Here is an 18,882-nt window from a genome sequence, read left to right on the forward strand (position 1 = left end):
GTTGTGCTGGCGACCATAGCAAGAGTGAACCACCTGATCCCTTCCCGAACTCAGAAGTGAAACCTCTTAGCGCTGATGGTAGTGTGGGGTTACCCATGTGAGAGTAAGTCATCGCCAGCTCATTATTCTAAACACCCCCGTTCTAACGAATGGGGGTGTTTTTTTATTGTGATAAAAAAATCTAAATCCCCGACTAACTTTAGAATGAATTGTGATATAAATCACATTATTTAAAATGATAACAAGAGTATTAATAATGAAATTTTCAGAATTTAAAATATTTTCCTTTATATTGGCTATAACACTCAGTTGTAGTTCTATATATGCTAATGAAACTGTGAAAAGTTTGTATAGTACAAAAGCCTTTTTAAATATTTGTGTAAGTTCTAGAGGAAATCCTGAATTAATAAATAAACAAGCAAAAAATATGGGGTTTATCCAAATGCCTAATGAATATGCTGCACATTTTTTAAAAGATTATAATGGTCATGCATGGATGATAAGTTCCTCTGAAGGAAAATTTGTTATTACTCAACTCAATAATGGCGTATGTTCATTATTTATAAATAAAGGAAATTCAACTGAAATTCAGAAGAATTTAGAAAGCTGGCTACCTCCAGAATCTACGGGCCTAACTTATAAAAAAGAAGTATATAAAGATAAGAATTTGACCACAACAAATTATATTATTTCTAAAAATGGGAAGCCTTTAGAGACATGGATATATACTAGTTCATCTGAAAAGAATGCTTCATTAATTGCGGTTATTTCCCATCAAATGAATTAATTAAAGCAATGTGAAGTAGAGAAGAGCCAATTTTTATTAATAAAGAGCTCTTCTAAAATCGATTATTTCAGTTGTCTACGCGCATGCTTTAGAGCAGTGCGAAGACCTTCTTCTAAAGTCGGATGATAAAAGGGTTTCTCCAGAATATCATTTAGCGTTAATTCTTCACCGATTATCCAGCTTAATAAATGGGCCATATGTTCAGTTGCTTCTGTAAATAGCTCAGCACCTAGAAGCTTTTGGCTTTTTCGTTCTATATAAACTTCAATAGCACCTTTATTTTTTCCAAGAACTATAGCTCTTCCTTGTCGTTCATAAGAGGCTTCGCCTGTAATAAAATCTATACCTTCATCTTTTAATTGCTTATAACTTTGACCTACGATCGCCATTTCAGGATGACTAAAGACAATTCCTAATGGAGTAAGTGTCTTAACTGAGTTTACCTGCGGATAATTTAAGCAGTTATAAACAACTTTTTTACCTTCATGAGCTGCTTCATGCTGTAGTGGTGTTGAGGTGTAAGCGTCACCGACAACAAAAATTGGATATGTATCTAGCTGCTTAGTTTTAGCATTTACAGGTAATAACTTAATATCTTTGAATGAATTATCAATATTTTCTAGTTTTAAAGTATCAATTAAACTTGTACGGCCGGTTGCAGCTAAAACATATTCAACTTCGAGAGTTTTCTCTGTTTCATCAAATTGGTAAGTTAATACAGCGTTTTCCTGACTGCATTTAACTTCACTCGGTAAAGTCTCGAATAGAATTGTTAATTCTTTTCCTAGCTCTTTTTGAGCAAGCTGTTGAAGTCTAGAACTAGTTAGGATTCCAATTCGTTTACTGCGAGCGAAGATTGTTGTTTCTACACCTAGGCGATGCATAGCTTGTGCGATCTCAAGAGCGATTACACCGCTACCAATTACAGCAATAGATTTAGGAAGTGTTTTTAACTCAAATATTTGGTCTGTCGTTATAAGCCGGTTTCCTAATTCTTGCTTCCAAGTTTGATCATAATTAGGAGTTGAACCAACAGCCAGAATAAAACTTTTTGATTTATACCGTTTTCCGTTAACTTCTACAGTTTGTGCATCAATAAAATATGCTTTGCCACAAATTTTATGCTCAGTCGGCCATTGATCTACATCTTTTAAAGTTGCTTGTGTAAATCTGTCACGTAGAGTTTGTACATGCTGCATCACTTGATCAGTATTAATATTTGCAGATACATCTAAAGCAACCTCTTGAGCATTTTGAATGTCAAACATACGGTTTGCTGTAGAGATGAGAACTTTACTTGGCATACAGCCTACACGGGCACAAGTGGTATCCCATGGTCCATCATTTATAATTAAAATATTGTTGGTATGTTTAACGGCTTCTTTGTATGCGCTAATACCAGCAGTACCTGCGCCAATGATAATAATATCGAACATTGTCATTAAGCTATTTTAATAGATATTTAGAATATATAGAAAAACCCTCTTGAACAGAGGGTTTCATCCTAATTATTTAGCTTTAAAATGTAAATTTTTGCATGAAAGGTGTTTTTAGGGTTGTTGAAACAGTCCCATTTTGATTAATAGACTGACCTTCAATGCTTAACCCATTAATAACATGCTTAAAGTCTAATGTAGTTCCATTCAAGCTTTGTTTGAAAGTAAAAATATTTTGTCCTTCTAAATAAATACTACCATTAAATTTCTGTGCATTCGTTGTTGGTGATTCATTTTCAACTCGGCTTCCTTCAAGGCTAGTAATACTTGGTAGGCTCAATATTTGGTGATTATTAGCCATTACTTTATATGTCGCATTGTTCGTATTACCAGGAGTTGAGTTCACAACAAATGAAATTGGCTCTGCAAAAGGGACATTAGGATTGTCATTAATGAGTACGTTGAAACCAGAACCACCTTGAACTACATAGAGATCACCATCAATTGATGTATTATCTTTATAGACACTCATTGCACCCGTGGTTACTTCTTTTTCAGTTGGTTGGCCAGTCTCTGGATCTTGAACTAGAGCGGTTGTCGTAATTTTATAATCACTTGTGGCAGCATTAATTAATACGAATCTTTTTTGCTTGGTTTGTTCAAGTCCCCATGACTGTTGGAAAGGATAAGCAAACGCACCTGTAATAGTTACATCTTGAAAGTTTTTATCATTATTTTCATTTTCAAAAATATAAATTCTGGTATTTGATTGATAGTCCTGTAAGTTCGGAGATATATTGTCGTTTGCCAGTTTAATGTTCTTCAAGTCGTCTGCTGTAATATCAAAATCCCAATCATTATAACCAGTGAGTAAAGTTTTAATTTCTTCCCCTTTAAATACATAGCAGGCGCGGTAGTCTGTAGTACTCTTGATAAAACATTTATCTCGATAGTGGTCGGAGTACTTAGTAAGATCTACTTTTCGAATGTCTAAGGTTAACTTAAGTGGTCCTTGAGCGAAGGTATCTAGTGCATGATCAATATAACCTTTTGATAACTTTTCGTCGTTAAGATCATAGGCACCAAATAGATATTTACCTTCTTGTTTTACATTATTTAAAACTGAGGTCGCTAACTCCTGATCTGGTGATGGAGTGGTTGGTGTTGTTGTAGAACCAGAATTTGAATTTTGATTATAGTAGCCATCATTGCCACCCCCACCACAAGCTGTCAAAAAAGCAGCCAAAGTAACTCCACATACTCCTTGAGTAAGTTTCATGATTATCCCCATTAAAATGATAAGTTATTTAAAATAATTTTTTAGATTTATAAAATAACATATATTTCATAAGGTTGCTCATGATATTTATAGGCGGAGTAACTGATTAAATGCGTGTACCCATCGTTACTCCGACAGTAGGTTTTACTTGCATTGAGGAGCATGCGCTAACGATTAAACAGCTTAAAAGAACGAAAATAAATTTATTCATAGAAAATTAATAAATGAATCAAAAGATATAAATATTCTAAATTAATATTATTTTTAGTTCTGTTGAGTTCGTGCAGAGATATGCAAAATAATTTATCAAAAAACCCTACTTTAAAGAAGAAAATAGGGTTTTAAAGAGTACCAATTTTTTAAACTTAGTCGTCTAACAAATCCATTTGTTTTGCTAATTGATATAGATTATTTGAACGGTTTCCTGTGCGGCAGAACATCAGCACAGGTTTTGGCAATTCATTATAATGATTAGCAAAAGTACGTACATCTAGTTCAGTAATTTGTCCAGCTACAACAGGTTGATAAACATAGTCTAAGCCTACTTGACGTGCTGCTTCTTCAATCTGAGCGCTTGTAGGTTGTTCTGGGCCGCCTTCCATATCTGGTCGGTTATTAATAATAGATTTAAATCCTTTTTCTACAACTTGGCCAACGTGTTCTGGACCAATTTGACCTGCGAAACCAACATTATCTGACATTTCGTCACTCCAAAATTTAACAAAACCTCTTATGCTGTATCATAGCATTAAGCTTAACCTGAGATACAAGACACTAAAACGTTGTTCCTACATAGATAAAACTTATGTCATAGAACAGCTCTAGATTTTTAAAAGGCGATCAGGATGTTTTTTGTAAATTCATTACTTCGACCATAATGCCACGGAGCACATATGCACGCTTATACGGTTGAGCCTTTATATGTTCCATGTGATCAGGAAATGATCGCAGCTGACTTTTATATTCCAAAAACAAATAATAAATCTGCGGTAATTATCATGGCGCATGGTTTTGCCGGATTGCGTCAATTTAAACTTATTCAGTATGCCCAGCGATTTGCACAAGCAGGTTACGCTGTTATTTTATTTGATTACAGATATTGGGGCGGTAGTACTGGCAAGCCTAGAGAAATGGTCTCCATCAACTCACAATTAGAAGATTGGAAGACAGTGATTCAGTATGTTTCGACTTGTAAACTTGTAGATAACCGAAGGATTGTGCTTTGGGGAACTTCTTTAAGTGGGGGATATGCACTAAGCCTAGCTTCTGAGTTAAAGAATATTCAAGCGGTTTTAGTGCAAATTCCTTATGTAGATGGCGCTGAAACTGCCAAGCTCTATCCTTTGCAGCGTTATCCTCAAGCATTAAAGTTATCGAGTCAGGATTATATGGGATCAAAGATGGGGCTTAATCCAAAGAGATTACCTGTTGTTGATCAACATAACCTATGCTTTATGCCTACTGCAGATAGTTATTATGGCTATTTATCGATTGTGAATCCTGACTATTATTGGAGTGGGGAAGTTCCTGCTCGTGTCTTTTTTAATCTGATGCGATACCGTCCAATCCAAGTTGTGCGCCAGATTAATATTCCTGTTTTATTTATTGCTGCTCAAAAAGATTCACTTATTCCTATTGAGTCAAGCCGTGAAGCTGCGACAAATATTGCGCCTTTTGTGAGTTATCATGAATGGGATATGAAACATTTTGATATCTATCACGGTTCATGGTTTGAAAAAGCAGTGACAACCCAATTAGAATTTTTACATCAGCATATAGGAGTGATGTAAATGATTATTGTATGTGCATCGTGTGGTGCTAAAAACCGAGTTCCGGAAGAAAAACTTCCGGAGCAACCAAGCTGTGGGCAATGTCATCAGCCATTACTACCGCTTGCACCTATTGAGCTAAATGAGCAAAATTTTAGTAACTACATCACGAATAGTGATCTACCTATTCTTATAGACTTATGGGCAGAATGGTGTGGACCTTGTAAAATGATGGCTCCACATTTTGCGCAGGTCGCAAAACAGAATCCAGGCGTTATCTTTGCCAAGATTGATACCGAAGAATCTCCTCGCTTGAGCCAAGCTTTTCATGTGAGAAGTATTCCGACACTTGTCTTAATGAATAAAACGACAGAGGTCGCGCGTATTAGCGGTGCATTACGTGCGCCTGAACTGCAACAGTGGCTCGATCAACAACTTCAAACGAATTTCGGGAGCTAAGGTGTCAGAAGCTTATACCAAACCAGAAGGAATTTTATCCTTACAAACGATTGCCATGCCAGCAGATACAAACTGGAGCGGTGATGTATTTGGTGGATGGATTGTGTCACAAATGGACTTGGCTGGAGCAATTCACGCAGAACGTTTCAGTCGTGGTCGCTGTGCTACGATTTCTATTAATCAAATGACCTTTTTGGTTCCGGTAAAAGTTGGCTTTGTCATTAGCTGCTATACCAAGATCTTAAAAGTTGGAAATACTTCTATTCAGATGCAAATTGAAGTTTGGGATAGTCATGATGACTCTCGTGAACCAATACGCATTACTGAAGGAGTCTTTACCTTTGTAGCAGTAGATGTAAAAGGTAATAAGCGTCAAATACCTGAAGAAGCGAAACAAAAGTTTTTGGAAACTCAATAAGAATCAGAAAGCCTGAATATTAGTATTCAGGCTTTAATCTTTATTCAAAAGAAAAATGAGTTTTTAGAAATTAAAACATCGTATTTGTATTTTTGCTTTTCTCAGGAATATTTTGTATCACATCCCAATGCTCTACGATTTTTCCATTTTCAACACGGAATATATCAACAATTGCTCTTCCTCGATCTTTTTCATTTTCAGTCGAATGGACATGTAAAACGACAAGATTGCCTTCAGCAATCGCACGTTTAATCTCATTTTTAGCTTGCGGATTCTTTTGGAATTTTTCAGTGAAGAAATTAACGAAAGGTGCTTTCCCATCTGGAACATTAGGATTGTGCTGAATGTATTGTTGACCAATATAGCGGTCTGCATATTCTTTGACTTTATGTTTTAAAAAGACACCTTCATAAAAGTCGGTCACTATTCTTTTGTTTTGAGCATTTACTTTATCAATAGCTTCTGATTTAGCCGAAGTTGCTTTACTGGTTTTAATGCTGGGTTCAGTCGCGTGAGCCGTTATTGTTGTAAATATTAAACTGGTAAATAAAGAGGAAAGAATTAATATTTTTTTCATTTTTAACCTCAAGATACAAAATATTAGTTTTATATCTTGAGGTAAATAACCGTCTAAAAATACTTTAGATTAGTTATTATTTCTTACGTTTAGGTAACCATGCCCAGAGCATTTGGCATTGAATTGGTTCGTTGCCTGCGTCATCAATCACAGTAACAGGAATCACAAGTTCACCTTTCTCATTATCTGCAATAAACTTTTGTTGTTCAGCAGACAATGTCGCTGTAGCAGTCAAACCGCCTTCAACCACTTTTAAATAATCTACATGTAATGATTTGATTAATAAAATACGATTATCAGGAATATGTAAACCAGTTAGAAAACCTGTTGCAGTTTCTGCTAAAAGCGCCATAGCCGCAGCATGGACGCCTTTAATATGATTCTGCATATTTTTTTGGTTATCTAAACGGACAGTAACGTGGTTTGAGTCTACTTCCAGATAGCGGATATTTGCTGTACCCACCATTGGTACGATACGACCAAATGCCTTGCTCCAAAGCGTGCTCCGAATGCCTTTAGGGAATTTTGAAGTTGCTTTTACCAGTTTTGATAGACGATTGGATTGAGACATGGGATTACCTTAGCTTTAAATGGCCGACAAGATATTAATCTTTAAAGTTATTAAACTGTAATGGCACACCGAATTGTTGTTCACGTAAAAAAGTCATGACTTGTTGTAAGGTGTCACGCTTTTTATCAGTCACACGAATTTTGTCGCCTTGAATAGAAGATTGCACTTTAACGCCACTTTCTTTAATGGCTTTATTAATTTTTTTTGCAGTATCAGAGTCAAGACCATCTTTAAGTTTAATGACTTGTACAAAGTTTTTGCCAGAAGCCGCAGCTTTTTGTGGATCAAGTGCTTGAACATCAATTTTACGTTTATAAAAATGATTTTCTAACATGTTATAAACTTGTTCACACTGGAAATCACTTTCGGTACTGATTTTGATTTCTTTATTTTTTTCATTTAATTCGATAGAAACATCGTGACCACGGAAGTCAAAGCGTGTTGCAATCTCTTTTTGTGTGTTTTGTACAGCATGATTAACTTCAAATAACTCTAATTCAGAGACAATATCGAAAGAAGGCATAGTTTAGACCTTTACAAAGTGAAAGAATATTTGAGATGCTAAGAGGGTTTTCTTCATTTGCCAAGTGTTGTTTACATCAAAGGAGTGCACAATGATCCGTAAACAAGAAATTACAACATTTGAATTCCCAGAAAATGCTGTTATCTGGGATGTCCGTGATACTAATGCTTATGCAGAAGGGCATGTTAAAGGTGCGGTGAATCGCCCAATTAATGATTTGAATGCTGATATTTTGAACCAGGTCTCTGCGGGTCAGCCGATTTATATTTTATGTGGTGGTGGTAGCAAAGCTCCTCGTGCAGCTGAGAAACTAGAAGGATTGGATGCCTCGCGTGAATATGTCGTGCTGATGGGCGGGACACGTGCAGCTCGTGATGCTGGCTTGCCTCTAGAGCAAGGCGCATAAAAAAAAGCACCTTCGGGTGCTTTTTTATTGAAGTGAATTATTACGGTTTAAAATAAGGCTTTTTAGGTTTCACTTTCTTTTGGAACCGTTGAGGATTCAATTTTTGTAATAAGCAGTCTGGTACTGGACAAGCTTCACCTAATATTTGAGCAACTAAGATTTCACTGCACAGAGGGGCAAATAAGAAGCCTTTAGAGCCAAGCCCAGCAAAAGTAGCAATTCGGCTATTGTCCTGCATTTTTCCAACCAGAGGAAAATAATCCAAGCTTTGTGCCCGTATAGATGCACGTCCTTGCCATGCCGAAGGTGATGGTAACTTTTCAGCATATTCAGGGAATACACTGTGGATTAATTCAAAGTTATGCACATGGTCTTCGGGAAGTACATCTTGGTCTTCACGATTTGGGTAGAAAGACGCACCCAAAATCATCTGTGAAGCATCAAGTTGAATGCAATAGCCGCCATAGCTATACGCTTCATTTAAAGGTAAAGGGGCAAACGTATTATCAACCCAGCTCACTTGTCCACGTATTGGTTTTAACTGCGGATAGCTGTCAAATAAAGCAGCACTTTCTCGAGCACAGCACACAACGACATGATCTGCTTCTGCAATAACTTGATTATTGGTTTGCAATTGAACTTTATTTTCAGAAGAAACAAGTGCTGTGACATGGGCAATTTTGAGATTGATACATGGATGCTGCAAAATTTCATCACGTAATTGATGTGGTGAGACGGAGCCAGCCTCAGTTAGCAATATGCTTGAGTAATCAGTTTCAAGTGAGTTCGCTGAGTTAGTAACAACTTGAGCTGGATACTGATTTACCAAATCGAGAAGTTCTTCTGCATTTTTCAATGCAATTTGTTGAATTTGAAGTGGACGGAATGCATTAAAATTTTTATAAAAATTTAAAGCATGTTGCCAACTTAAGGTCATGAGATGTTCATGACTTTGTTCAATTGGGCATAGTTTCGGATTAAGTAATGCCAAAGGGTTTCCAGAGGCACCCGATAATGCATTGTTTTGCTCGTATAAGGTCACTTGGTGGCCACGTGTTGCAAATGCCCACGCCGTACTTAAACCTGCTACACCAGCCCCTATAATCGCAATATGCTGTTGCTCTGTAGCCAATGTGTGAGTCTGCCCTAATTCTGTGGAACCTTCATCAGATTCAGGCAGATTCCAGACTGCTTTGAGCATTTCTCGTTTATGGCCAAAACCACGTGGACGAGAAATATCAATACCATGTGCTTTTAGTCCACGTTTTAGAATGCCAGCAACACTAAAAGAGGCAAATGTAGTGCCATAACCTGAAAGACGGACAATATTGTTTAAAACATTTTGTTCCCACATGTCTGGGTTGCAAGACGGTGCAAAGCCATCTAAAAACCAGGCATTCACAGCTTTAGTTTTAGCCATGCTTGGGAAAATTTCTTGCGCATCTCCAAGCCATAAATCGATGCTAAAACGTTCTTTAGGAAAAGTTAAACGATGACATCCAGCAATAGGCAGGGGATATTGTTCAATTAACTGCTCTGCAAGCGGTTTAAGTTCATCCCAGACATTTAAAGCGCGAATAAGATCAGCTTTACTTAATGGAAATTTTTCTACGCTAATTGCGTGTAAATGGCTTTGATTATTAGGACGAACTTGCTGCCAAAGTTGCCAGAGTGCAAGAATATTTAAACCTGTACCAAAACCGGTTTCTCCTACACTGAAATATTCAAAATCTTTTAGATTGGCTAATCGTTCTGATAAGTCGTTACCATTTAGAAAAACATGTCGTGTTTCAAGTAGGCCATTATCTTTAGAGAAGTAGACATCACCAAATTGTTTAGAAATGGGAATCTCGATACCATCGATAAATTCCCAGTCCAGCTCTGCTGTTTGGATACGGTTTGATACGTTCATTGAATTTAATAGATCGCTTGGTATTACCACTGGCGTCGACGTTTTGTATGAATATAACTAGCAATAAAGAAACCTAGCAATACACCGCCTGCTAAGGTAACAGCGCCATATAAAAACATTTGCGCACTTCGTTCGCTTTGTAAGACTTGAACCTGAACAGAGAGATTATCATTTTTTAGCTGTAACTCTTGGTTCTGGGCTAGCGCTTCAAGGTTGGCATGTTCTAGCTGTTTTAAGCGAGATGCTTGATCTTGGACTAAGGCTTTGATTTTTGCGTCTTGCTGTTGCTTGTTCTTTGCGAGCTGTTCTGCTGTAAGTGGTTGTGTTGCAGTTGGTGCCGTCGTCGCTACTGTTTTGACTCCAGTTGTAGATGTTGGAGCTGGTTTAGCGGCTTGAGTTGAAGGCGCACTTGGGGAAGGAGTTGCTGGTGTCGCAGCAGGTTCAACTGCTCCAGCAGTTGAACATATCAAACACAAGCCAAGAAAGCTTTTGATTGCAAGCTGCATGCGATTACCCTTTTGGAAATGCTTTATTAAACGGTTTTACATCAACGTGAGCATAAATGCCTTCTTTAAGAAATGGTTCTTCTTTTAACCATTCATCTAATGCTTCGCGACTGTCGAATTCAACAATCATGGTGCTACCATAGAAGCCTGCTTGCGGATCATTAGGATCTTTTGGCATAGCACCCGCTGTAACAAGGCGGCCTTCATCATCGAGTTTTTGTAAGCGTTCGATATGCTGAGGGCGTACTGCCAAGCGTTTTTCTAAAGTTCCTTCGTTATCGGTACAGCTTAGAACAAAAAAAGGCATGTAATCGTATCTCTATAATCAATCTGGAAGCACTTTAAGCGTCTGGTGACTTAAAATGTTTGCGTAAAATAATGAACTGAATAATGATAAATGAAAACATCACGATCATGTCACCAAATGCAGTAAATTCGCCCCAATATTTTCCACCGTGAAATAAAAATGCGAAGAATACATGCAGACAAGACATCACAACAAACATCGCAGCCCAAGCAAAATTGAGGTTTTTCCAACCTTTTTCACTCAAATCTAAAATCGGATCAAATAAGCGTTGAATGAGTGGTTTACGGTCTTTACCAAACCAAGGTGAAACCAAGAATGCACCTGCAAAAACTAAATTTAAAATCGCAGCTTTAAGACGAATATAGAAGTCGTCACTTAACATGAGGGTGATGCCACCAAAAATGACAGTCATAAACAATACAAACCACTGTTGTTTATCAAGACGGAATTTTTGGAAAACGAATAAGGCACCATATACCACAAGCATTGAAATAATTAAGCCAGTCGTCGCTACAAGAATATTATTATTATCGGCACCACCAGCAGACCCGATCAGTTTCAGTAAAGGATGCTGGGTGTCAGTTGGATCAACTGTTTTATATAAATAGAAGAAAATAATTAATGGAACAAAGTCCAGAAGTGCTTTCATGTTAGAGTATCTGATCAGGTTTGGCGAATGGCATAGTATAAAAGATGCAAGGCATAGATTTACATACACATAGCAATATTTCTGATGGAACTTTGTCTCCGGAATTACTGGTGCAAGCTGCTATAGATGTGAACTTGCATACGTTGGCTTTGACTGACCACGATACAATGGATGGGTTGCAGCGTGCAAAAAATGCTGCACAAAGTCATGATTTAAATATTATTTCTGGTGCAGAGATTTCTAGTCAATGGTCGCGCCCAACCACTAAGAAGAGTTATGGTGTACATATTGTTGCTTTAAATATGCAAGATGAAGCACCAATTCTAGAAGCATTAGAACAACAAAAAAGAATTAGAGCGCAAAGAGCTAAAGTGATTTGTGAGCTATTAGAAAAATGTATTGGTTTTCAGATTTATGATGATGTTCTTGCCAAAGTAGAAAATCAGCCGGATAGGGTAACAAGAACTCATATTGCTAAAACATTGGTCGAGAAAAATGTCGTGACTCGTCCTCAACAAGCATTTGATCGTTTCTTAAAAGAAGGAAAACGTGCTTTTGTAAAGTTTGAGGGATTAGGATTAAAAGAAACAATTGATGTGATTCATCAAAGTAAAGGCTTCGCAGTATTAGCACATCCGACCCGTTATGATTTATCTGCAACTAACGTTCGTTATTTAATTGAATTATTCGCGACATCAGGTGGAGATGCAATTGAGTTACCTCCACCAATGGAACCTCTATCTACTCGCCAAATGATTGATCGAATGATTGAACAATATCAGTTGGCAGTTTCAATTGGCAGTGATTTTCATGGTGAAAATATGCCATGGATTAAACTAGGAAATACGCCTAAACCCACTGATAAGCAGCATGGGATTTGGGAACGTTTTCTTTAATCGAGCTCAGAGTAAGTTGTTATCTTGAGCTTGAATGGGTGGTGGAGTAGGTTTACCGAGCGTCCCTAATAGCTCAATCTCGATACTACGCACCATAGCATCTAGCGGTAAGTCATTACTTTGCGTACCGAAAGGCTCTTCAATTTCAGAGCTTAGCGCATCCAGACCTAAAAATGTGTATGCCAAAATTCCGACGAGTAAAGGTGTTGCTAATCCAAGCAATGACCCCAGACTAAACGGCAACATAAAACAGAAAAAATAGACTGTGCGATTAAGTAAAACTGAATAAGCAAATGGAATAGGTGTATTGGCAATTCGGTCACAGCCAGTTTGTACGACGCTTAAGTCGGCAACATTCTTATTCATTTGTGCATAAATGATGTCAGAAATTTCGCCTTCTTTAAGTGCCTGCAACAATTCCCAGTGAATGAGACTGAGCGTGTACTGAGGGGCATTATTTTGTTGGTAGAGTTGAGTGAGAGCTTGCTGACTCATACCACTGGTTTGAATCAACTCAGTTGGGTTCGCCGTCTGACGACGTAAACGGTCACGCAATACATTAGCAAAAACAATCACATGTTGAATAACGCGCTCACGGCGAGCTTGAGTTAAAATACGGCAGTCACGGTCAAAATGGCGTGAAGTTGCAATGAGAACGCCCCATAATTTTCGAGCTTCCCACCAACGGTCATAACACGCAGTATTTTTAAATCCTAGGAAGATTGAAAGTACGACACCAATGAGCGTGAAGCCAACCAAAGGAATCTCTGGAAAGCGATAAAGATTGATGTACTCCACTCCACCAATGATTGCCGAGATCAGCATCACAACGCCTAGGGATGGCAAAATTTTGGGTAAAATTGTGCCTCGCCAAGAGAATAAAACTTTGAAAATACTAGGCTGTTCCCGAACAATCATTTTATTTTAAACGTCGCTATTTTTGTTTTGATCTTCTAGGCTTAGTGGTACTTTGTCAATATCATTGAAATGATATTGTTGCTGGGTTGAGCAGTTGTTGTTCAGCAAAGGAAAAGCTCCCTTCTGGTGAGATAATAAAATGGTCAAGCAAACGAATTTCGACAAGCTGACAAGCCTGTTCAAGTTGCTGAGTTAAGGCAATATCTTCGGAAGAAGGCTGCGCTGAACCAAATGGATGATTGTGTGCAATAACGAGCTGGCAAGCATGTTGCTGTAAGGCGTAGCGTAGGGTTTGATTGACCGAGACTGCGCAATGCTGAACTGAACCAAAGAATAGCTTTTTAAAATGAAGCTTTCTTAATTCGGGATCTAGGCACAAAACAGCAAAGACTTCTTGTTTTTCGCCTTTTAATTCATAACGCAGATAATCCAAAACTAAATCTGATGAATGAAGGCTGATATTATTTGTCTGGAAGTGATGATCGAGATAACGCCGTCCAAGTTCTTTGACTGCCAGTAATTGTGAATATTTCGTTGCCCCAATGCCATTAAATTGAGTTAACTCACTAAATGAGGCATCAAACACGGCATTAAGATTACCGAAGTGCTGAATGAGTAAACGAGATAACTCGACTGCTGAATGTTGCCTTGAACCTGAGCGAAGAAAAATCGCGAGTAGCTCAGCATCTGATAAACTTTGTGGACCTTGTTGTAATAACCGTTCTCTTGGCCGTTCTTGTTCAGGCCAATTTTTAATAGAAGTATTCATATTCCCCAGCATTATTCGCTTAAAATTTTATTTTGTTTGCCCAATCAATCTTGGGTCTGCGCGTATTTAATGCTATTGTGAGCGCCACTGCAACAGAAAGGTATCCTGTTCGTGAGCTTTGATCTAAGTGTTATTCCTCATAAAAACATTGTTTTAGCTGTTACTGGCGGAATTGCTGCCTATAAAAGTGCTATCTTAGTCCGCCGCCTCAAAGATTATGGCTTTGACGTGCGAGTGGTGATGACACATGGTGCTCAGGCATTTATTACACCACTAACTTTTCAGGCTCTTTCTGGTAATCCTGTTCATACTGAACTTCTAGACCCTGCGGCTGAAGCGGGTATGGGACATATTGAATTAGCACGTTGGGCTGATTTATTACTAGTCGCACCTGCAAGCTGTGACACATTGGCTAAATTTGCGAATGGTTTGGCAGATGATTTACTCAGCACGGTGTTTTTGGCAACAAAATCTCCTGTCTGGGTAGCTCCGGCGATGAACCAGCAAATGTGGGCGGCTAAAGCAACTCAACGTAATTTGCAAACCTTAGTCGAAGATGGCGTACATGTGATCATGCCGGATGCGGGTGAGCAGGCTTGTGGTGATGTCGGCTTAGGCCGTATGCCTGAGCCAGAAGAAATTGCTCGCCAAGTCGCTGGCTATTTCCATCAAGCTCAACGTGCGATCGCTGAGAAATTTGGGCTGTTGGCAGGTAAGCGAGTAGTTATTACTGCTGGGCCGACACGTGAAGCGATTGACCCTGTTCGTTATATCTCAAACCATAGTACGGGAAAAATGGGCTTTGCTTTAGCCGCTGCTTGTTATGCTGCTGGTGCACAAGTGACTTTGATTGCTGGACCTGTAAGTTTAGATACGCCAAATGGTGTTCAACGTGTAAATGTTGCCTCAGCACGACAAATGCTTGACGTCAGTATGAGTTCACTAGAAACAGGCTGCGATATTTTTATTGCCACTGCCGCAGTCGCAGACTATCGCGTAGCAGAAGTTGCTGAGCATAAAATTAAAAAAGCAGGGGATGAGTTGAATGTTTCCCTTGTCAAAAATCCGGATATTGTGGCAACAATCGCAGGTCAGGAAAAACGTCCATTTATGGTGGGCTTTGCAGCCGAAACGCAAAATGTTGAAGAATATGCGGCAGGGAAACTCGTTGCTAAAAAACTAGATATGATTGCGTGTAACGATGTATCACGTGCTGATATTGGGTTTGCTTCTGATGAGAATGCGATGACAGTTTTCTTTGCTGAAAGCTATCACATGAAAAAGCGTGAGTTAGAGAAAGCATCTAAACAGGAAATTTCTCAACAATTGGTTGAAGCTATTTCGGATGCCCTGCGCCGTAAATAATTTTTGAATCAAATAAAAAAACCGCGAATGAATCGCGGTTTTTTTACAGTCTTATTTAGACAATCAAGGAATTTCATCTTCAAATTCAGGTTTAACCTGAACGATGAAGTCTTGGCGGTTAAGACCACGCCATAATGCAAATGCAGTACCGATATAAATCGAAGAATAAGTACCAACAAATACACCAACAAACATTGCCACAGAGAACCAATGTAAGCCATCACCGCCTAAGAACATCATCGCTAGAACAACCAGCAATAACGTCATTGATGTATGAATGGTACGACGTAAAGTCTCAGTTAACGCAATATCGACGATTTCACGAGGAGTCGCACCGCGAATCTTACGGAAATTTTCACGAATACGGTCTGACACTACAATGTTATCGTTAAGCGAGAAACCAATAACAGCAAGTACCGCAGCTAACACTGTAAGGTCAAATGGCCATTGGAATAATGCAAAAGCACCAATAATAATGATGATGTCGTGGAATAAAGACATTACGGCACCCATCGCGAGTTTAAACTCAAAGCGGATGGTTACGTAGATCAACATTAAGATAAGTGCAAGTGCAACTGCACCAGCAGAACGAACATAGAGTTCGTTACCAACTTGACCACCAACAGAGTCCACTTTATGAACTTCGGCAGCATTATTTGGTAACTGCACTGCTTTAGTAATCGCATTATTAAGGTCTTCAACCTTAACTTCTTGTACTGGCATGCGCACAAGTAAGTCTTTATTACTACCTAAAGTTTGTACTACAGCATCTTTAAAACCAGCTTTATCGAGTGCCTGAATAACTTCAGATTGATTGGCTGGTTGAGCATAGTTAAGCTCAGCTGAAACACCACCGGTAAAGTCTAAACCGAGGTTAAGACCTTTAGTCGCAATAAAGAAAATACTCGCCAAAGTAATAAGGATCGAGAAGATTGCTGCAGGTTTAGCAATCTTCATAAACGGGATGATTTTTGCATCATCCGGACGACCATATTGTTTTGAATCTTGTTGAGTCACTTTAGTCATCATCGATCTCCTTAAATGCTCAACTTTTTCAAATTACGGCGTTTACCATAAATGATTTGTACGATTGCACGAGTTACTGTAATTGCAGTAAACATCGAACAAATAATACCGATCATTAATGTCACGGCGAAACCTTTGATTGGGCCTGTACCAATTGCAAACAAAATGAATGCAACGAGGAACGTGGTTAAGTTCGAGTCAAAAATAGTGTTATAGGCTCGATCATAACCGGCCACAATGGCCTGTTTGGGTGAGGCCCCCCAGAGCATTTCTTCTCGGATACGCTCACATATCAATACGTTCGCATCGACCGCCATACCAATGGTAATAACGATACCGGCAATACCCGGTAAGGTGAGGGAAGCTCCAATCCATGACATCACGGTTAAAATCATTGCCAAGTTAAACACAAGAGCAAAGTTCGCGATTAAACCGAATACGCGGAAGAAAACCACCATCCAGATTGCAACGAGCAAGAAGCCGATTTGAGTAGACAATACACCTTTATCAATGTTTTCTTGACCAAGGCTTGGACCTACTACACGTTCTTCAACAAAGTACATTGGCGCAGCCAAAGCACCAGCACGAAGCATTAATGCAAGTTCAGATGCTTCTTGAGGAGAACTTAAACCGGTAATACGGAAAGTCGAACCTAAAATAGCTTGAACTGTTGCAGCGTTAATGACTACAGACTCAGTGTATGGCGTACGAACTTCTGTTTGTGCCCCAGTTTTTGGATCTGTGACATAGTTAATTTTTTGCTTGTTCTCGATGAACAATACCGCCATGCGTTTACCAACAGCATTACGGGTTGCATCGGACATTAGCTTACCGCCAGCGCTGTCGAGCGTAATATTTACTTCGGCACCGCCAGAGTCCTGACTAAAGCCAGAGCTTGCATTTTGAACACGCTCACCAGTCAAGATTCGGTTACGTTGCAACAAGAGTTGACGACCGCTATCTAAAGACTCATAAGCAAAAACTTCTGTGCCCGGAGGTAAAGGTTGACCATTATATTTACCCGTATATGGATCGATATATTGATCATTTAAGTCAGAAACTAAACGGAATTCGAGGTTCGCAGTACGCCCTAAAACACGTTTAGCTTCAGCTGTATCTTGTACACCCGGTAATTCAACAACAATACGGTTGCTACCCTGACTTTGTACCAATGCTTCTGCAACACCAAGTTCGTTAATACGATTACGTAATGTTGTTAAGTTCTGATTTACCGCATATGACTGAATTTCTTGGCGACGTACATCGGTATAAGTAAGCTTTAAAGTAGAACCTGTAGAGCTTGCTAATGCCTGTTGGGTATATTCATTCCCATTACGACGTAAAAAATCCATTGCTGCATCACGGTCAGCATTGTCAGCAAATTGAACAGTGATCACATTATTTGTTAATGCAAGACTGTTAAATTTGATCTTGTTTTCACGGAACTGACGACGCAAATCGGTGGCAGAGGTTTCCATACGTTGGGCAACGGCTTTGTCCATATCTACTTCAAGCAAGAAGTGGACACCACCACGTAAGTCCAAACCAAGTTTCATTGGTTTTGCCCCAATCTTTTGCAGCCATTCCGGTGTGGTTGGTGCAAGGTTTAGGGCGACAACATATTCATCACCTAAGTCACGACGTAATACTTCTTTTGCCTTTAACTGTGCTTCAGATGAACTGACACGCAATAGGGCAGCATTATTTGTAAAAGTATTGTCATGGCTCGCAATATTTGCTGTTTTTAAAATTTGCTCTGCTTTTTTCACCACACTTTGATCAATTTGGGTACCAGCTTTGGCACCGGAAATTTGAACAGCGGGCTCATCCGGATATAGACTAGGCAGTGCGTATAATGTACTGATTACCAGAACAACCAGAATCAGTAAATATTTCCATGCAGGGTAACGCATTCGCTTTCTTCTTAAATGAAAAAGCCGTGCTAAAGCACGACTGTTTTATGATTAAAGGTTATTTAGAGTGCCTTCAGGTAATACTGAAATTACGCTGGCACGCTGAATTTTTACTTCTACACCACGGCTAAGTTCAACAACTGCATAGTCACCTTCAATTTTGGTTACTTTGCCCATTAAACCGCCAGCGAAAACAACTTCACTACCAACACCTAAGCTCTCGATCAAAGAACGGTGTTCTTTAGCACGTTTTGCTTGAGGGCGCCAAATTAAGAAATAAAAGATTGCAACGAATACGACAATCATCAAGATGTTTGGCAAAATACCATTAGTTGGGCCAGCTGCCGGTGCTGCATGAGCAGCAGAAATTAAAAAGCTCATTTTGATTTCCTAAAG

General features: G+C 38.9%; 22 protein-coding genes and 1 rRNA gene. 8 read left to right on the plus strand and 15 right to left on the minus strand.

What is annotated here, in order from left to right; all coding sequences use genetic code 11:
• The first annotated feature begins 5 nt into the window (after positions 1 to 5).
• Both rrf and JGE69_RS18200 read left to right on the plus strand, forming a co-directional pair.
• Positions 6 to 120, plus strand: a 5S ribosomal RNA gene (rrf, locus tag JGE69_RS13970).
• Positions 121 to 256: 136 nt separating this feature from the next.
• On the plus strand, positions 257 to 787 hold the full coding sequence (locus JGE69_RS18200) for an NMCC_0638 family (lipo)protein (RefSeq protein WP_413784472.1): 531 nt from the start codon (positions 257 to 259) through the stop codon (positions 785 to 787).
• Between the two features lie 62 nt (positions 788 to 849).
• On the opposite strand, the gene JGE69_RS13985 is transcribed toward JGE69_RS18200, so the two are convergent.
• From JGE69_RS13985 to JGE69_RS13995, 3 genes are all read right to left on the minus strand, one after another.
• Complete coding sequence (locus tag JGE69_RS13985; RefSeq protein ID WP_199113811.1) at positions 850 to 2,223, minus strand: dihydrolipoyl dehydrogenase; 1,374 nt, start codon at positions 2,221 to 2,223, stop codon at positions 850 to 852.
• Positions 2,224 to 2,305: 82 nt separating this feature from the next.
• Entirely contained in the window at positions 2,306 to 3,502 is a 1,197-nt protein-coding gene (locus tag JGE69_RS13990) for a hypothetical protein (protein ID WP_199113813.1), read from the minus strand.
• Positions 3,503 to 3,867: 365 nt separating this feature from the next.
• Positions 3,868 to 4,203, minus strand: a complete 336-nt coding sequence (locus tag JGE69_RS13995; protein ID WP_002116083.1) for a TIGR01244 family sulfur transferase — start codon at positions 4,201 to 4,203, stop codon at positions 3,868 to 3,870.
• 192 nt (positions 4,204 to 4,395) lie between these two features.
• On the opposite strand from JGE69_RS13995, the gene JGE69_RS14000 reads away from it, so the two are divergent.
• Genes JGE69_RS14000 through JGE69_RS14010 form a run of 3 tightly spaced genes read left to right on the plus strand, consistent with a single transcriptional unit; the run spans position 4,396 to position 6,148 of the window.
• Positions 4,396 to 5,292 carry an alpha/beta hydrolase gene (locus JGE69_RS14000; protein ID WP_199113815.1) on the plus strand — a complete coding sequence of 299 codons (897 nt, stop codon included), beginning with the start codon at positions 4,396 to 4,398 and terminating at the stop codon, positions 5,290 to 5,292.
• On the plus strand, positions 5,293 to 5,730 hold the full coding sequence (trxC, locus tag JGE69_RS14005) for a thioredoxin TrxC (protein WP_003655112.1): 438 nt from the start codon (positions 5,293 to 5,295) through the stop codon (positions 5,728 to 5,730).
• Between the two features lies 1 nt (position 5,731).
• Positions 5,732 to 6,148 carry an acyl-CoA thioesterase gene (locus tag JGE69_RS14010; RefSeq protein WP_002116010.1) on the plus strand — a complete coding sequence of 139 codons (417 nt, stop codon included), beginning with the start codon at positions 5,732 to 5,734 and terminating at the stop codon, positions 6,146 to 6,148.
• Positions 6,149 to 6,218: 70 nt separating this feature from the next.
• Here JGE69_RS14010 and JGE69_RS14015 read toward each other — a convergent pair whose 3' ends face one another.
• The 3 genes from JGE69_RS14015 to JGE69_RS14025 form a co-directional block, all read right to left on the minus strand.
• Positions 6,219 to 6,725, minus strand: a complete 507-nt coding sequence (locus JGE69_RS14015) for an ester cyclase (RefSeq protein WP_199113817.1) — start codon at positions 6,723 to 6,725, stop codon at positions 6,219 to 6,221.
• A 76-nt stretch (positions 6,726 to 6,801) separates the two neighbouring features.
• Positions 6,802 to 7,296 carry a DUF4442 domain-containing protein gene (locus tag JGE69_RS14020; protein ID WP_005804736.1) on the minus strand — a complete coding sequence of 165 codons (495 nt, stop codon included), beginning with the start codon at positions 7,294 to 7,296 and terminating at the stop codon, positions 6,802 to 6,804.
• A 34-nt stretch (positions 7,297 to 7,330) separates the two neighbouring features.
• Positions 7,331 to 7,819 (minus strand): YajQ family cyclic di-GMP-binding protein, encoded by a 489-nt coding sequence (locus JGE69_RS14025; RefSeq protein ID WP_002051423.1) that lies wholly within the window; start codon positions 7,817 to 7,819, stop codon positions 7,331 to 7,333.
• Positions 7,820 to 7,910: 91 nt separating this feature from the next.
• Here JGE69_RS14025 and JGE69_RS14030 point away from each other — a divergent pair, with 91 nt between their 5' ends.
• Complete coding sequence (locus tag JGE69_RS14030) at positions 7,911 to 8,225, plus strand: rhodanese-like domain-containing protein (RefSeq protein ID WP_002116171.1); 315 nt, start codon at positions 7,911 to 7,913, stop codon at positions 8,223 to 8,225.
• 40 nt (positions 8,226 to 8,265) lie between these two features.
• Here the strand turns inward: JGE69_RS14030 and mnmC are convergent, their stop codons facing one another.
• From mnmC to JGE69_RS14050, 4 genes are read right to left on the minus strand one after another with little or no spacing between them, the layout of a single operon-like run.
• Entirely contained in the window at positions 8,266 to 10,137 is a 1,872-nt protein-coding gene (gene mnmC, locus JGE69_RS14035; RefSeq protein ID WP_199113819.1) for an FAD-dependent 5-carboxymethylaminomethyl-2-thiouridine(34) oxidoreductase MnmC, read from the minus strand.
• A gap of 23 nt (positions 10,138 to 10,160) precedes the next feature.
• A complete protein-coding gene (locus JGE69_RS14040) occupies positions 10,161 to 10,643 on the minus strand; it encodes a hypothetical protein (RefSeq protein ID WP_005064163.1) in 483 nt (160 codons plus the stop codon).
• A 4-nt stretch (positions 10,644 to 10,647) separates the two neighbouring features.
• Positions 10,648 to 10,950, minus strand: a complete 303-nt coding sequence (locus JGE69_RS14045; RefSeq protein WP_002116400.1) for a YciI family protein — start codon at positions 10,948 to 10,950, stop codon at positions 10,648 to 10,650.
• Between the two features lie 34 nt (positions 10,951 to 10,984).
• Positions 10,985 to 11,599 (minus strand): septation protein IspZ, encoded by a 615-nt coding sequence (locus JGE69_RS14050; protein WP_005064166.1) that lies wholly within the window; start codon positions 11,597 to 11,599, stop codon positions 10,985 to 10,987.
• 44 nt (positions 11,600 to 11,643) lie between these two features.
• Between JGE69_RS14050 and JGE69_RS14055 the strand changes: the two genes are divergently transcribed.
• Entirely contained in the window at positions 11,644 to 12,495 is an 852-nt protein-coding gene (locus JGE69_RS14055) for a PHP domain-containing protein (protein ID WP_199113821.1), read from the plus strand.
• Positions 12,496 to 12,501: 6 nt separating this feature from the next.
• Here JGE69_RS14055 and JGE69_RS14060 read toward each other — a convergent pair whose 3' ends face one another.
• Together JGE69_RS14060 and radC are read right to left on the minus strand one after the other, a co-directional pair.
• Positions 12,502 to 13,413: a bestrophin family protein gene (locus JGE69_RS14060; RefSeq protein WP_005064169.1), complete on the minus strand. Its 912-nt coding sequence runs from the start codon at positions 13,411 to 13,413 to the stop codon at positions 12,502 to 12,504.
• A gap of 61 nt (positions 13,414 to 13,474) precedes the next feature.
• The gene (radC, locus tag JGE69_RS14065) at positions 13,475 to 14,194 is read right to left on the minus strand and encodes a RadC family protein (RefSeq protein ID WP_080776814.1); all 720 of its coding nucleotides are present in this window, start codon (positions 14,192 to 14,194) and stop codon (positions 13,475 to 13,477) included.
• A gap of 99 nt (positions 14,195 to 14,293) precedes the next feature.
• On the opposite strand from radC, the gene coaBC reads away from it, so the two are divergent.
• On the plus strand, positions 14,294 to 15,547 hold the full coding sequence (gene coaBC, locus JGE69_RS14070; RefSeq protein ID WP_002116235.1) for a bifunctional phosphopantothenoylcysteine decarboxylase/phosphopantothenate--cysteine ligase CoaBC: 1,254 nt from the start codon (positions 14,294 to 14,296) through the stop codon (positions 15,545 to 15,547).
• 63 nt (positions 15,548 to 15,610) lie between these two features.
• Here the strand turns inward: coaBC and secF are convergent, their stop codons facing one another.
• Genes secF through yajC form a run of 3 tightly spaced genes read right to left on the minus strand, consistent with a single transcriptional unit; the run spans position 15,611 to position 18,867 of the window.
• Positions 15,611 to 16,576 carry a protein translocase subunit SecF gene (gene secF / locus JGE69_RS14075; protein ID WP_014207646.1) on the minus strand — a complete coding sequence of 322 codons (966 nt, stop codon included), beginning with the start codon at positions 16,574 to 16,576 and terminating at the stop codon, positions 15,611 to 15,613.
• A gap of 8 nt (positions 16,577 to 16,584) precedes the next feature.
• Positions 16,585 to 18,486 carry a protein translocase subunit SecD gene (secD, locus tag JGE69_RS14080; protein ID WP_199113823.1) on the minus strand — a complete coding sequence of 634 codons (1,902 nt, stop codon included), beginning with the start codon at positions 18,484 to 18,486 and terminating at the stop codon, positions 16,585 to 16,587.
• 51 nt (positions 18,487 to 18,537) lie between these two features.
• A complete protein-coding gene (gene yajC / locus JGE69_RS14085) occupies positions 18,538 to 18,867 on the minus strand; it encodes a preprotein translocase subunit YajC (RefSeq protein WP_002116168.1) in 330 nt (109 codons plus the stop codon).
• Positions 18,868 to 18,882: the final 15 nt, after the last annotated feature.

The sequence above is a fragment of the Acinetobacter sp. C13 genome (genome assembly GCF_016809775.1).
GTDB lineage: Bacteria > Pseudomonadota > Gammaproteobacteria > Pseudomonadales > Moraxellaceae > Acinetobacter > Acinetobacter pittii.

Bases quoted from the DNA above. Each gene is read 5' to 3' on its own strand.
- JGE69_RS13990 (WP_199113813.1), bottom strand. From the start codon at position 3,502: ATGAAACTTACTCAAGGAGTATGTGGAGTTACTTTGGCTGCTTTTTTG.
- JGE69_RS13985 (WP_199113811.1), bottom strand. From the start codon at position 2,223: ATGTTCGATATTATTATCATTGGCGCAGGTACTGCTGGTATTAGCGCA.
- JGE69_RS14025 (WP_002051423.1), bottom strand. From the start codon at position 7,819: ATGCCTTCTTTCGATATTGTCTCTGAATTAGAGTTATTTGAAGTTAAT.
- radC (WP_080776814.1), bottom strand. From the start codon at position 14,194: ATGCTGGGGAATATGAATACTTCTATTAAAAATTGGCCTGAACAAGAA.
- JGE69_RS14000 (WP_199113815.1), top strand. From the start codon at position 4,396: ATGCACGCTTATACGGTTGAGCCTTTATATGTTCCATGTGATCAGGAA.
- JGE69_RS13995 (WP_002116083.1), bottom strand. From the start codon at position 4,203: ATGTCAGATAATGTTGGTTTCGCAGGTCAAATTGGTCCAGAACACGTT.
- secF (WP_014207646.1), bottom strand. From the start codon at position 16,576: ATGATGACTAAAGTGACTCAACAAGATTCAAAACAATATGGTCGTCCG.
- JGE69_RS14020 (WP_005804736.1), bottom strand. From the start codon at position 7,296: ATGTCTCAATCCAATCGTCTATCAAAACTGGTAAAAGCAACTTCAAAA.
- secD (WP_199113823.1), bottom strand. From the start codon at position 18,486: ATGCGTTACCCTGCATGGAAATATTTACTGATTCTGGTTGTTCTGGTA.
- JGE69_RS14015 (WP_199113817.1), bottom strand. From the start codon at position 6,725: ATGAAAAAAATATTAATTCTTTCCTCTTTATTTACCAGTTTAATATTT.
- JGE69_RS14040 (WP_005064163.1), bottom strand. From the start codon at position 10,643: ATGCAGCTTGCAATCAAAAGCTTTCTTGGCTTGTGTTTGATATGTTCA.
- JGE69_RS14055 (WP_199113821.1), top strand. From the start codon at position 11,644: ATGCAAGGCATAGATTTACATACACATAGCAATATTTCTGATGGAACT.
- JGE69_RS14045 (WP_002116400.1), bottom strand. From the start codon at position 10,950: ATGCCTTTTTTTGTTCTAAGCTGTACCGATAACGAAGGAACTTTAGAA.
- trxC (WP_003655112.1), top strand. From the start codon at position 5,293: ATGATTATTGTATGTGCATCGTGTGGTGCTAAAAACCGAGTTCCGGAA.
- JGE69_RS14060 (WP_005064169.1), bottom strand. From the start codon at position 13,413: ATGATTGTTCGGGAACAGCCTAGTATTTTCAAAGTTTTATTCTCTTGG.
- JGE69_RS14050 (WP_005064166.1), bottom strand. From the start codon at position 11,599: ATGAAAGCACTTCTGGACTTTGTTCCATTAATTATTTTCTTCTATTTA.
- JGE69_RS18200 (WP_413784472.1), top strand. From the start codon at position 257: ATGAAATTTTCAGAATTTAAAATATTTTCCTTTATATTGGCTATAACA.
- mnmC (WP_199113819.1), bottom strand. From the start codon at position 10,137: ATGAACGTATCAAACCGTATCCAAACAGCAGAGCTGGACTGGGAATTT.
- JGE69_RS14030 (WP_002116171.1), top strand. From the start codon at position 7,911: ATGATCCGTAAACAAGAAATTACAACATTTGAATTCCCAGAAAATGCT.
- yajC (WP_002116168.1), bottom strand. From the start codon at position 18,867: ATGAGCTTTTTAATTTCTGCTGCTCATGCAGCACCGGCAGCTGGCCCA.